This window comes from Fictibacillus sp. KU28468 (genome assembly GCF_026153615.1).
In the GTDB taxonomy this organism is placed as follows: domain Bacteria; phylum Bacillota; class Bacilli; order Bacillales; family Fictibacillaceae; genus Fictibacillus_C; species Fictibacillus_C marinisediminis.
On sequence record NZ_CP110666.1, the window covers coordinates 3872496 to 3885582 of the forward strand.

The 13087-nt window shown below is 45.9% G+C and carries 13 protein-coding genes and 1 riboswitch; of the genes, 3 read left to right on the plus strand and 10 right to left on the minus strand.

Translation table 11 applies throughout. The features are described 5' to 3' along the window. Positions 1 to 133: 133 nt before the first annotated feature. Positions 134 to 1249 (minus strand): sugar ABC transporter substrate-binding protein, encoded by a 1116-nt coding sequence (locus OKX00_RS20420; RefSeq protein ID WP_265408621.1) that lies wholly within the window; start codon positions 1247 to 1249, stop codon positions 134 to 136. 125 nt (positions 1250 to 1374) lie between these two features. Further along, positions 1375 to 1484: riboswitch (SAM riboswitch) on the minus strand. Positions 1485 to 1602: 118 nt separating this feature from the next. Next, complete coding sequence (locus OKX00_RS20425) at positions 1603 to 2310, minus strand: hypothetical protein (RefSeq protein ID WP_265408622.1); 708 nt, start codon at positions 2308 to 2310, stop codon at positions 1603 to 1605. A gap of 127 nt (positions 2311 to 2437) precedes the next feature. On the opposite strand from OKX00_RS20425, the gene cidR reads away from it, so the two are divergent. The 3 genes from cidR (at position 2438) to OKX00_RS20440 (ending at position 4453) form a co-directional block, all read left to right on the plus strand. After that, positions 2438 to 3322 (plus strand): cidABC operon transcriptional activator CidR, encoded by an 885-nt coding sequence (gene cidR / locus OKX00_RS20430; RefSeq protein WP_091007650.1) that lies wholly within the window; start codon positions 2438 to 2440, stop codon positions 3320 to 3322. A gap of 226 nt (positions 3323 to 3548) precedes the next feature. Next, on the plus strand, positions 3549 to 4082 hold the full coding sequence (locus OKX00_RS20435) for an acyl-CoA thioesterase (RefSeq protein WP_062238780.1): 534 nt from the start codon (positions 3549 to 3551) through the stop codon (positions 4080 to 4082). Further along, the gene (locus tag OKX00_RS20440; RefSeq protein ID WP_265408623.1) at positions 4079 to 4453 is read left to right on the plus strand and encodes a hypothetical protein; all 375 of its coding nucleotides are present in this window, start codon (positions 4079 to 4081) and stop codon (positions 4451 to 4453) included. The genes OKX00_RS20435 and OKX00_RS20440 overlap by 4 nt, the downstream gene beginning before the upstream one ends. Positions 4454 to 4492: 39 nt before the next feature. On the opposite strand, the gene OKX00_RS20445 is transcribed toward OKX00_RS20440, so the two are convergent. The 8 genes from OKX00_RS20445 to OKX00_RS20480 form a co-directional block, all read right to left on the minus strand. Continuing rightward, the gene (locus OKX00_RS20445) at positions 4493 to 4696 is read right to left on the minus strand and encodes a hypothetical protein (protein ID WP_265408624.1); all 204 of its coding nucleotides are present in this window, start codon (positions 4694 to 4696) and stop codon (positions 4493 to 4495) included. Between the two features lie 97 nt (positions 4697 to 4793). After that, on the minus strand, positions 4794 to 6047 hold the full coding sequence (locus OKX00_RS20450; RefSeq protein ID WP_265408625.1) for a methyl-accepting chemotaxis protein: 1254 nt from the start codon (positions 6045 to 6047) through the stop codon (positions 4794 to 4796). Between the two features lie 134 nt (positions 6048 to 6181). After that, entirely contained in the window at positions 6182 to 6412 is a 231-nt protein-coding gene (locus OKX00_RS20455; RefSeq protein WP_062238785.1) for an excisionase family DNA-binding protein, read from the minus strand. Positions 6413 to 6507: 95 nt separating this feature from the next. Continuing rightward, the gene (locus OKX00_RS20460) at positions 6508 to 7440 is read right to left on the minus strand and encodes an aldo/keto reductase (protein WP_265408626.1); all 933 of its coding nucleotides are present in this window, start codon (positions 7438 to 7440) and stop codon (positions 6508 to 6510) included. 235 nt (positions 7441 to 7675) lie between these two features. Then, entirely contained in the window at positions 7676 to 8464 is a 789-nt protein-coding gene (fdhD, locus tag OKX00_RS20465) for a formate dehydrogenase accessory sulfurtransferase FdhD (protein ID WP_265408627.1), read from the minus strand. A 12-nt stretch (positions 8465 to 8476) separates the two neighbouring features. Continuing rightward, positions 8477 to 10834, minus strand: a complete 2358-nt coding sequence (locus OKX00_RS20470; RefSeq protein WP_265408628.1) for an FdhF/YdeP family oxidoreductase — start codon at positions 10832 to 10834, stop codon at positions 8477 to 8479. Positions 10835 to 11307: 473 nt separating this feature from the next. Next, the gene (locus OKX00_RS20475; protein ID WP_053355810.1) at positions 11308 to 11667 is read right to left on the minus strand and encodes a Na-translocating system protein MpsC family protein; all 360 of its coding nucleotides are present in this window, start codon (positions 11665 to 11667) and stop codon (positions 11308 to 11310) included. A 44-nt stretch (positions 11668 to 11711) separates the two neighbouring features. Then, entirely contained in the window at positions 11712 to 12983 is a 1272-nt protein-coding gene (locus OKX00_RS20480; protein ID WP_265410599.1) for an L-lactate MFS transporter, read from the minus strand. Positions 12984 to 13087 lie beyond the last annotated feature (104 nt).

Below are 13087 nucleotides of genomic sequence, written 5' to 3' on the forward strand. Positions count from 1 at the left end.
CTAGAAAGAGAGTGCAAGTTTTCATTTAATGCTGGATTTTGATTTACTTAAAGATTTCCATCACGTACTGATGCATGAGATAGACCCTTAATAGGCTGGTCAAGTCCCATTCAGCTTCATGTCCGACTGTTGTTTACTTTTGGTAGTGATCCTTTAGTGTCTTCATCCAATCTTCCTCAAACGCATCAGACTGGCCCCAGCCTTTAATTTCTTTGGACAGGTTGACCATGTTCACACCCTCGTTTGATTTTTGCAGAACCTTTTGTGAAACGAGAGAAGCTTTCAAATCATATTTTTGAGGTGTTTTTTCACCCGCAAGCTTTTTAGCAAGAATTCTCATATCCACTGCCCCAATGAGCTTAGGATCAACAGCAGCCGTGTACTTCCAAGGACTTTCTTTTTTCTGGATTTCTTGAAGGTCTGCATTGGAGACGTCAATTCCGTAAATTTTGATTTCGTTGCGTCCCGCTTCTTTAATCGCACGTGCAGCCCCGATCGCAAAGGCATCCCATGTGGCAAAAATGGCATCAATCTCGCCTTTTTTATGTTTGTTCAGCATGGCCGTCACCGCATTTTGCGTCTGGACCGACGTATCTGCAGAAGCAACGCCAAAGCGTTCTACTTCCTTGATTCCCGGGTTATTCTTCAATGTTTCTTTATAGACGGCGTTGCGTCGCACCATCGGCGGGAACCCGTCTACCCAAAGATAAACGATGTTGGCCTTCCCTTTGTTCTCTTTAACGAGCTGATCGAGAGCCAGCTTGGCAAGGGCTTCATCGTCCTGAGACGTAAGTGTGACACCGCCTACTTTCGCGAGGTTCGGATTGGAATCAAACGTCACCACGTTCTTTCCTTTTTCCCGAAGCTTCTTAATATCGTTTATGGTAGCCGCATCATCACCGTGAGAGATGATAAAACCGTCGTAATTCTCATCAGCCGCCTGGGCAATCGCATCATGGAACTTGGCGGTATCACCGTTTGCTGTGTAGGTATCAACGGTAAAACCAAGTGCCTCTCCTTCCGCTTTAGCACCTGCTAAAAATTGGGCTGTATGATCATCACCCCCGATTTTACGGATAACCTTGATTCGGGCTCCCTGCCCTTTGGCAAACCGCTTCGGTACGTTATCGAACGAAACCTTTTCATGTTTGCCAGCTGATGAAGCGGTATTGCTTTCGGATGAACAGCCCGTTAATAAAAGTGATAAAGCCACCGCGGAGATTGCCGCGCTTTTAATGAATCGTTTCATTTCCCCAGCTCCCTTTTTTGTATATCTCTCTTCTCAAGCCGGCGGGAGGACAGGCCCTTCAGCACATAAAAAAACCTCTCTGGAAAAAGAGAGGTTTCATCACTTATGTATAACGGATTCGTCCTCTCTTATCTCTCAAAACAGACATGCTGTTTTGCTGGAATTAGCACCAATTCCATTACGGAACGGTTGCTGGGCGTCATAGGGCCAGTCCCTCTGCCACTCTTGATAAGAGAATGAATATTTAATTTTTAGAAAATATAGTTATTACTTTAATCCGCAAATGGGGGAAAGTCAATGGTTTTTTTATCATATAAAAAACCTCTCCAAAACAAGAGGTTAATCCACCAGGCTTATCCACGGATATCTCCGCCAAAGATCGCAACGTTCTGCATCTCCGCACCAAACTCACTGCCATTCCACTTCAGGGTAGTCTGGACATATCCGAGGCGGTCAGCGTTATATCTGCCGGCGATGTTTTGGTAAGCCAACAGTTCATACACGCCATTTCGGCCAAAGTCCACCGGGTAAAGACCGCTTAAAGGTGAGACAAATCCTTGTATGGGAGCCTTTAATCTTCCATTCGGGTAGTAAATCTCAGACAAGTATTCCTTGTCCCTCGTACTTAAATCGATAATAAATTTTTGATTCAGGTTATAGCTGTTGACCTGAGCTTCATATTGCTCCAGATAAAACACTCTGTACTTATACCGGTCACTGAATACGCCGGAGTCAAAAAGAGGTCTGAACTGGCCGTTTCTGAAGGCAAATACATAGGCATTGATCATACCGCCGCTGCCTCCCGTATCCATAACGACCATGATGTCTTCTACCTTATCTCCTGTAAAATCTCCGAGAAAGAGGGTAGGATTGTACCCTGAGTTTTCTTTAAGAGGGATTTGCACATACTGGTTGGTCCTGCCGTCCTGAACCACGGCCGCAATGTTCATCCAGTATGGACTGTCCACTGTTTTTTCAGCGGTAAGATACACCGTATCGATTGACACGTCGCCCGTCACATTTCCCCTTTTCACATCCACAACCTGCCGCTGTCTGTACATCTGCCATCCCTGCCTTTACCAATTTCAATAAAACAGTATATGCATATTTGCCCTATTTTGGTTTTTATCCCGCAATCGTGATAAACTACAGAAAAATAACGCCGTTCATCGGCAAGCAGGTGCAATCGTGGATATTAAACAATTACAGTATTTTATTGAAGTAGCCAAATATAACAGCTTTACACGGGCGGCTGATGCCCTTTTCATTACCCAGCCCACCATCAGCAAGATGATCAAGAATCTGGAGGATGAGCTTGGGGTTGTACTTTTTGACCGCTCACGAAAAGGACTGACACTTACGGATGCCGGCCAGACCATATTCGACCAGGCCAAGCTGGTCGATAAAGCATTCAACAACCTGGAGATGGAGCTGGACAACCTGCTCGGATTAAAAAAAGGGCATATTCGAATCGGGCTTCCTCCGATTTTTGATCCCCGCCTTTTTCCAAAACTGATTGGCAGTTTTCATGACAGATATCCCCACATTACCTTCGAGCTTATGGAAGACGGATCAAAAAAAATCGAAGAAGAAGTGGCCAGCCTTCAACTGGATATCGGGGTTGTCGTGCTCCCGACAAACACCGATATGTTTCAGTATTTTGCTTTTATGGAAGAGGACTTGCGGCTCATCATCCATCCTGACCATCCGCTTGCTGTCCGGGACGAAATAAATTTAGCTGAGCTAAGAGAGGAATCATTTATCCTTTTTAACAAAGATTTCGTCCTCCATGACCGCATCATCTCCTCCTGCAATCAGGCTGGCTTCAGTCCGCACATTACGTCAGAAAGCTCACAATGGTCCTTTATCGAGGAGATGGTCGTGTGTAAATTAGGGGTTTCCCTGCTGCCCGAGAGCATCTGCCGGCATCTGACGGATGAAGTGCGTGCGATTAAAGTCGTCAATCCTTCCATCAGCTGGCATCTCGCCCTGATTTGGAACAAAGATCAGTATTTATCTTTTGCCGCGAAAGAGTGGCTCAGCTACGCAAAAGAACAATTATCAGAAGAGTAAATAATGGGGCGGTTCTCTTTGGAGAGCCGCCTTTTGCATTTAATCATCTATGCCTTTTCTGTATATCTGAAAGCATTTACATAGATTTCGTCTATGTAAATGATGAAAAATAACAATTTTACTTCCTTTTCTTGGAGGCGTACACTAGGAAACTGTAAGAGGGAAACGCAAAAACGATAATGCGTCCCAATATAAAAAGATGTAACGACGAGAAAGGGAGATTGTTTTGGAAGCTAAAAAAACGAGCGAAAGCCGCATTATAAATACAGATCAGGTCTTATCTTGTGACTTGAATAACTACAACACATTGTTTGGCGGAGTTTTGATGAAAAAACTCGACAGTGCCGCCTCATTATCGGCGCGACGTCATGCACGTGTAAAAACATGTGTAACCGCATCAACCGATTCAATTGATTTCTTGCATCCGATTCACCAGACCGATTCAGTATGCATTGAGTCTTTCGTATCCTATACAGGAAAAAGCTCTATGGAGATTTTCTGTAAAGTTATCGCTGAAGATATTATCACTGGGGAACGAAGAATCGCAGCTACAGCCTTTTTAACCTTCGTTGCTTTAGGTGAAGACAAACGTCCGGTTGAAGTACCGGCAGTCATCCCTGAAACAGAAGAAGAAAAATTCCTTTTTGATACTGCGAAAGACCGTGCAGAAATGCGCAAGATCCGCAGAGCACGAAGCAAGGAGTTGGCTGAGGTTATTACACTAAGAAAACCTTGGCAGCAGGAAGGTGCATTAGTATGATTACGATGTGCAGCCACAGCGAATTGAAAGAAGCAAAAGAGTCCTTAGAAAACCTTGAACGCACGTACCCTTCTCTTTATGAAAAATGGGTGCACATCATCAATCTGACTCGTGCACTTCAGTTTAAATATCAATACATGGGCTGTCTTATTATGAATGAAGATTGCAGACGCTATTCCCCTGAGTTTGTTCAAGGGTCCGTCATCCGCCTCTATAAAGGTGAGATTGAAAAACTTTTATCAGATAAAGACATCGAGGCACTGCGAAAAACCATCTCCAGCTGCCCCAATGCCGGCTATGCCAAGATCAGCCTTCTGGCACTCGGAAGAACTCCGGAATCATTAGTAGGGACATCCGCGATCATCAGCTAATCATAAAAAGGGGCTGTCCTGAAAGTCAAAAATTGACCTTCAGCAGCTCCTTTTTGCTTGAAAATCTTCAATGAAAAGTTGATTGAAGTGGAAGGTGCGAGACTCCTCGAAAATGAACTTCACATTTTCTTCGTGCGATAAAAAGCTGCCGGAGCCTTCCTTGTCCTGCGGGACTAGCGTGACAGGTGAGACTCCCGCTGGTGCTTGCACCAAAAAGTAGGCGTTCACGCCGGTAAGGCTCACCGCACGCCCTGCGAAAGTAGGCGTTTACGCCGGTAAAAGCGAGCAGCCTGGAACGGAAATCAACAGCTTACAGACTTCTTGGACAGCCCCTTTTTCACTACATAGTAAAGGTATGAGTGAGTTCTTCCATTTCTTTCGCAAGTTCATCGAGTGAAGCCGTATAGGCTGACATCTCTTCAATCGAAGCTAACTGTTCTTGTGTAGCAGCCAGCACTTGCTGAGAAGACTTGGCTGTTTCAGCAGCAATGGCTGAAATCGTGTCCATAGACGAAACCGCCTGTTCATTTCCGGCAGAAACTCCGTGTACTGCACCTGATACTTGGCTGATATGTTCAGTTACAGACTGAATGGAGTTCTGAATCTGTTTGAAGGAGGATCCTGCGTCATTCATAACACCAATTCCTTCGCTGACCTCTGCATTGACAAGATCCATCGTCTGTACCACCTGAGCGGTCTCATTTTGAATATGAAAAATGATGTCACTGATCTGCTGAGTTGCTTCTCCGGACTGTTCGGCAAGCTTTCTTACTTCGCTTGCTACGACGGCGAAGCCTTTTCCGTGCTCTCCTGCCCTTGCCGCTTCAATAGCCGCATTTAATGCCAGCAGGTTTGTCTGTTCAGCAATTCCTTTGATCACTTCCACGATATTTCCGATCTCACTGGAGCGGACTCCGAGCCCTTTTACCGTGTTGGACAACTCACTTACATTCGTGAAGATCGCGTTCATCTGCTGTTCCGCCGATCCGATGGACTGAGTTCCCATATTCGCTTTATCAAGTGTGTCATGAATGCTGCTGGAAACACGCTGCGCACTTTGGTCAACATGCTGAAGGCTCTCTGTCACCTGCTGGATGAGGCCAGCTGCTTCTGAAACGCTGTACACCTGATGCTCTGCTCCCTTGGCCGCCTCTTCCATCGTTCCGGAGATCTGTTCAGCTGCCCCCGTTGTTTGCCTGACACCATGTGATAGATGATTGGAGTACTCATTGATCGATTTAGATGCCTTCTGAATGACTGTTAACACATGTGCCCAGGAATCCACCGTATGATTAATGCTCACTGCAATGGACTTTAGCTGACCCAGTTCCTCCTCCTTCAATCGGCTTCCCATACTGCCCTTTGCCAAGTCATGAAGGTAGTTGTTGATCGGATTCATTGGTGCAAGAAACCGCTTATGATTCAAACACGCGGATAGAATCCCTACAGCCAGTCCCATTAAGGAAGTGAACAGGGTAGTGTAAAAGAATGCCTGTCCCTGAAGACCGTTTCCGTAGCTGACAGTAGCCCCGGCCAGGCAGGTTGCAGGCAGAACAATAATCAAAGTACGAAAAATATAGTGCATTAAACTCATGGTCTTAGTTCCTCTCATTTTGAATGAACTGATTTACATTTATTACTAGTTATATCGGTTTTTCCCAGGAACTTTGCACTATTTTATAACAAAAAACCTTGAACGCATCTGCGGATGCTGTTCAAGGTTTTTCATCAGTCTTCGTCTTTCGCATCCCAGTCTTCAGGGATCGGCTCGTTCATATACTCTTCCACCAGTTTCTTGTATTTTTCCATCTGTTCGAGGTGGGAGTTAAACTGCTCTTTATTAATCAGATACTCGCTGCCGTCATAAAAGGCACGAATCTTTTTTTGCTGAATCAAACTTTCAATATAGGATTCCGGCAGATCAAGAAATTCTGCGGTTTCTTTTAGCGAGAGATACATGGGTTCACCTTTTCCGTGCTGCCATTTTCACAAGCCTTACAGCACCATATCTCCCCTATTATCCACCCATTTCGGTTTTTCTTCAAGGGCTGTTATTAAGAGAAAATCCTTCCGATCTCTTGAATTTCCTCTTCTGAAAGCTGCACATCGAGCGTCTTTAAGTTGTTGCTTACTTGATCGGCACGTTTGGCTCCAGGAATGATGGTGTCGATTGAAGGCTGCGTTAAATACCATGCCAAGACAACATGAGCAACCTCCGCATTCTTTGCATCCGCTATTTTACGGATTTGGTCGACCTTCTTTAAATTGCGGACAAAATTTTCACCTTGGAAGTGAGGCATTTTCGCACGAAGATCATCAAACTTTGTATCCTTGTCATACTTGCCAGCCAACAAACCGGAGGCAAGCGGGAAATAAGGAACGAACGAAATACCTTTATCCGCTGTATAAGGAAGCAGTTCATTTTCAGCGTCACGCTGCAACAGGTTATACTCTCCCTGAAAAACATCCACATAGCCGTCAACGTTGGCTTGCTTCAATTGTTCGATGGAAAAATTAGAAACACCAATCGCCTTAATCTTTCCTTGATCCTTCAGCTCCTTTAAGGCTCCCACCGCTTCTTCCTTCGGAGTGTCTTCATCCGGAAAATGTATATAAAACAAGTCGATATAGTCGGTCTGCAGGCGCTTCAAGCTTCCTTCTACCGCTTCTTTTAAGAATGCAGGCGAGTTATCGAAAACAACTTCCTTTCCGACAAATTTATGAGCTCCTTTTGTGGCCAGTACCGCTTTATCACGGCTTCCCGTTTCTTTTAACACCTGTCCGATCAGTTCCTCTGAGCGCTCAGGTCCATAAATATAAGCTGTATCCAAAAAGTTAATGCCGATATCCAACGCCCGTCGCACCAATTCTTTTCCAGCTTCCTCATCCAGATTGGGATACAGATTATGTCCCCCTACCGCATTCGTACCAAGTCCAATCGGGTTTACCAAGAGATCTGTCTTTCCGAGTCTTGTTTGTTTTGCCATGTGCTGCTCAACTCCTTATCTTTTGTTGGTTCTATCGTAGCAAAACGCTTGTCCAAAAGAAAAAATTTGGATTTGGGGTGCTTCTTGAGTGCGTTTCACGGGTTGAATTCCGTCCCAATTCGACAATTTGAAAATAAATCTGAGGTTTTTGAACATAACATTGAAGGGCAGACTTTGCTGTTTACTCTTCCCTTTAGCAAAAAAACCGATTCTATAAAAGAATCGGCTTCCTGCATTACACAATAATTCTCTCGGGGTGCGTGTACACGTTCAACCGGCTGCCGCGGATGAATCCAACTGCAGTAATGCCTAGGTCATTCGCGAGTTCAAGCGCCAGCGTGGTTGGAGCTGACTTGGATAAAATGATCCCCGCGCCAATCTTGGACACCTTCAGCAGCACTTCCGATGAAATCCTTCCGCTGAAGGCAATCACTTTATCCCCCAGTGCGATGTTGTTCTTCAAACAATGTCCGTATATTTTATCAAGTGCATTATGGCGCCCGATATCAGAACGCGAAATTAATAACTCATCATTTGTGCAAAGTGCAGCATTGTGAAGGCCGCCAGTAGAGTGAAAGTCATCCGAGCTGTCCTGCATGGCCTTCATGAGCGAGATGCATTGCTCCGCCTGGATGGTTGCTTTGGACATGATCGTTTTGGCGTTTTTCACATCGCTCTGAAAATAGAACTGTCTGCTTTTTCCGCAGCAGGAACCGATAAACCGTTTGGATTGAAGCTGATTCGTGACAGGCTTCTTATCCAGAAGCTGCACATACGCAAAGCCCCGGTCTTCATCAATCGATAGCGATTCGATTTCACGCGGCAGGCGGATCACACCTTCTGACGCCAGGAAGCCTGTGACCAGATCCTCCATGTAGGTCGGGGTGCAGACCATGGTGGCGAACTCATCATCGTTGACAATTATAGTTAAGGCATATTCCGTCGCGACGTGATCCTGTATTTCCTGAAATGAATCGCCATCATATTTAACAATGCTGATACTTTTCATGACGTTGTCTTTCATAACTGCTCCTTTTTAGCTGATCTCTGTTTCCAGATCAGGAATCTGCTTCTCCAGATACTTTAAATCCTTGCGGGCGCTGAACCGATCCGCTTTTTCCACTTTAACCGCTACATTATAGCTCGGCATCTTGGAGAATTCCTCGTAAACGCCTTTGGGCAAAAGGAAGTTTCCTTCTGGGAAATGCACTTCAAGGTTTCCTTTGGTAATGTCGATAAATTTTGCCCGGCCCTGGAAAACACCGTGCTGGTTGTAAACGACGATGGTTTCTCCCTCTTCAATGGAAAGTTCCTTCGCATCCTCCCCGTTTATCAGCACATCATAACGCTCTGCGCCATTAAACGGATCGGATTCGTTGTAGACCATCGAGTTGAACTGCTTCCCTCTTCTCGTCGTCACATAATACATACCTTTACCCTTCTGCAGGTCTGGAATATCAACCGGGATTAAATTCCCTCTGCCATCCGGTGTCGGGCAGATGCCGTCTTCGCAGAGCCATGCCCCTCCCCATTGGAAAACATCACCTCGCTCTTTTAAATGCTGTATGCCTTCATAATTCGGGTTGGCGATGGCAATCTCGCTGCGGATCTCCTGGCCATTCATAAAATTTACCAAATGGGCATTCTCAGGTTTTACACGCTTGGCGAGGTCGATATAGATTTTCCACTCCGTACGGGCTTCCTCCACCTGCTGGCTGTTTCCTTGAATTTCAGGCGAAAAATACACCATGCGTTCTGTTGAGGTCGATGTGCCTCCATCCTCCTGCTCGTAGCGTGTTTTTGCAGGAAGTACGATGACCGTTTCTTCTGCATCCACCATTGTAGACGTGTTAAAGATGATATCCTGATGCACACGAAGTTCAAGCGATGACAGGGCCCGCTCTACAAAATCGGGATCCGGCATCGTTTCAAGGAAATTGCCGCCTGACAGGTAATACATTTTAATTTTCCGTTCATGATCTTCAGGCAGAAGGATATTCTCAAGAGAAACACCTAGAACGTCTCCTTGCCATTTCGGAATGTCAAAGCCCCACAGCTTTTGGATACGCTCGATATTTTTTGGTTCAAAATCACCGCCGGGAAGAACGAATGGATCAGCTCCCATCTCCCCAGAACCTTGAACACTGGAGTGTCCCCGGATCGGCATTAGTCCGCAATGTTTACGCCCCAGAAACCCTCTTAACAGCGCAAGATTAGCAACCTGCGAGATGTTGTCAGAAGCGAATGTATGCATCGTTAAGCCAAGTGACCAGACAAAAACACCGGATTTGCTTTTGGCGAGAAGCTCTGCCAGTTCATAAATACGATCCTTGCTGACGCCTGATGATTCCTCAATGGCTTCCCAGCTTTGCTCCTGAACCTTTGCCTTTAATTCCTCGTAGCCATTCACATGTTCTTTTACAAACCGATGGTCGATGGCAGAACCGTGTTCTTTCTCTTCCATCTCAAACCAATGCTTCATGATACCGTGCATGAAGGCAATATCTCCGCCAATGTTTACCTGATAAAAATCATCGGCAAGCTTTGTGCCGAACAAAGCCGACTCTCCAATCGACGGAATCCAGTATTTCTCCATCGACGGTTCACGGTACGGATTGATGCAGATGATCTTGGTTCCTTTGCGCTTTGCTGCATACATGTACTTTGTAGAGACGGGCTGGTTGTTTGCCGCGACCGATCCCCAAAAGACGATAACATCCGAGCCGATCCAGTCCTGGTAATTGCAGCTGGAAGCCCCTATTCCGACAGAACGCTTCAGCGCCGTTTTGGAAGGGGAGTGGCAGATGCGGGAAGCGTTATCAATGTTATTCACGCCTAAATAGCGAGCAACCTTTGCCGCTACATAATACGATTCGTTTGTGATTCCCCTTGAGGTGAGGAAGAACGACACCTGCTTTGGATTCAGTTTCTTCATCTTGTCCGCAATTAAATTCATGGCATTATCCCATGTGATACGGGAAAATTTCCGCTCACCTTTTCGGCGGATGAGCGGATAAGGAATTCGGCCGAGCTTTCTCAGTTCGGCGCTTGAGTATTTGCGCAGCTCATCAATGTCAGCATGGACGAGCTCCTCTTTCATAGCCGGCATCGTGTTTAAGCGGAGAACGTTCAGCCGTGTTGTACAAACATGCGGTCCGGCAAGGGTTTGGTCGTACAGCCCTGAAACGCCAAGCGCACAGCCGTCACACACACCCTGTGTCAGAATGCGTCCGGCATAAGAAAGATTATCGCGGTTTTCCCATGCTACCTTCATCGTATCGCGGATATGTCCCGGTTTAATTTTCCCCAGCCCGAAAGGAACCGGGCTGACCCAATGTTTGGGAGCAGGGCTCTTAGGGAGTTTAATCGGTCCTTGATGCTTTGTTTTTCCCATGCTCATGCACTCCTTTTCCTCTTTATGGAATTTCGAGTTGATTATTATGGTTTTCCAGTGTTATTTCTTACAAAAAACCAATGATTTTGAGTAAATTTGCTCGGCGCCCGTTGAACTGAGCTTATAACAGCCCTTCTGCAGGGATATATTTTCTGAAAAAAGGGATTTCGCCTGCAAATCTCCCTGCCAAATTTTTTATTATCGAAAACGCAGCCTTTATTATCGAAAATGAAATTTTATTATTGAAAAAACCAATTTTTTATCGAAATGGCCAATTTTATTATCGAACAGTTCGCACTCGACGCTCATCGACAAGATTAGACGAATTCATTTCCCCTCAATCGTCTGCATGTTCGAAATACCCTCACAACCCTGAAAAAAACAAAAACCACCGGGGACCCGATTACGCGAAACCGGGAACCGCGGTGGTAGTCTTTAACAGGAACGCTGCCAAGTGCCAACACAGATGGTTCTTATTTTTTAAATTTCTCTTGAATATTTTCGTCAAAAACAAAGATGGACATCCCGAAGTCTTTTTCGATATCAATATCTACGAAAAGCTCCAGAAACGTTGCGCCCAGCAATTCTTCCATTTCCACCGGATGGTTCTTTTTGTACATGTCCTTCACCATCTCGGTGCGGGCCGAACGAAGCATCTGCTTGCCCTCATTAGAGCCTGAGATAAACTTCTCGACCGGTGATAGATTGCCTTCCATTTCACAAATGGCCCAGTTTTTACAAAAGGTCGTTTTGATCTGCCGGGGACCTTTCCCCATATGGCGCTTACGAAAAGCTCTTACCAGGTTACTGAATTCTGCTTCATAATTATTCATAAACGACAACCTTTATTTTTGCATTTTGCTTATAAAATTATAAATCAGAAATGCTCAACGCGCAACTGTTCGTCCGTTCCCTTCTCCCTTTTAAGTCTGCGAATATCCAGCCGTGCAAGGAAAGAAACGATAAGCGCCACAATAAACAGGGCAGCGAAGAAGGTAAGGCTTTCTGCGTAACTGCCTGTCGTATCCTTCACCCAGGCGGCAAACAGCGGACCCGCCAATCCAGCGGCTGCCCATGCTGTTAGAATGTAGCCATGGATGGCACCGAGCTGTTTCGTTCCAAATAAATCACCGATATACGCCGGAATGGAAGCAAAGCCTCCGCCATAGCAGGTATATACGATAGCAAGCATGATTTCAAAGACGATTGTCGTTGTAACGTTCGGAAGCAAAAAGAACAGGACGATCTGCAGCACGAAGAACGTGGTGTATGTATTGGTCCTGCCGATATAGTCAGAAACAGATGCCCAGCCAATTCGGCCAAATCCGTTAAATAAGCCTAAAACACCAACCAGCGCTGCCGCTTCTGCGGTGGTCATCCCTATACTTTCCTGAGCGAGCGGTTTAGCTGCTGACAGAATGGCGATGCCGCAGGTCACGTTAATGAACAGCATTAGCCAGAGATAGTAGAAACGTTTTGTTTTAATCGCCTCATTGGCCGTCAGCTGTGACAAGTCCTGTGCTACAGCAGCTTTCCCGCTGTCCACCTTCTCCTGATAGCCTTCTGGAGCCCAGCCTTCCTTCGGTTTTTCCAGGTAAAGGGACGAGACCAGCATCACGATAAAATAAGAGATTCCGAGAATATAAAACGTGTTGGCGATCCCAACCGATTTAATCAGACTGTCCATGATCGGAGAGCTGATCGCAGCCGCGAAGCCAAACCCCATGATGGCAAGCCCCGTTGCCAGCCCCCTGCGGTCAGGAAACCATTTTACTAAAGTGGAGACAGGTGCAATGTAACCGACTCCTAGGCCGATTCCGCCAAGTGCTCCATAAAAAACATACAATAGCGGCAATGATCCCAGCTGTACGGCGAGGCCCGAGCCAGCCACACCGACTCCAAAAAAGACAGCAGCCAGTATACCAGCCTTTCTCGGCCCGTGCTTTTCAACAAAATGGCCCAAAAAGGCCGCAGACAGCCCCAAAAACAAGATTGCCAGACTGAACGTCAGCTGCACCTCACTTGCCGTCCACTTAAACTTCTCACTTAATGGAGTCGTAAAATTGCTCCACGCATAAACCGAGCCGATGGAAATATGAATTCCCACTCCCGACAGTGCGATCAACCATCGATTTTTGACCTTGCTCATCATAACCCTCTCCTCTTTTATGTAAATAAAAAACCGCCACAAACTCACCCCATAGTTACATAGCAACTATAAGAAAAAAGGTTGCGGCGGCAGCAAATCACAGG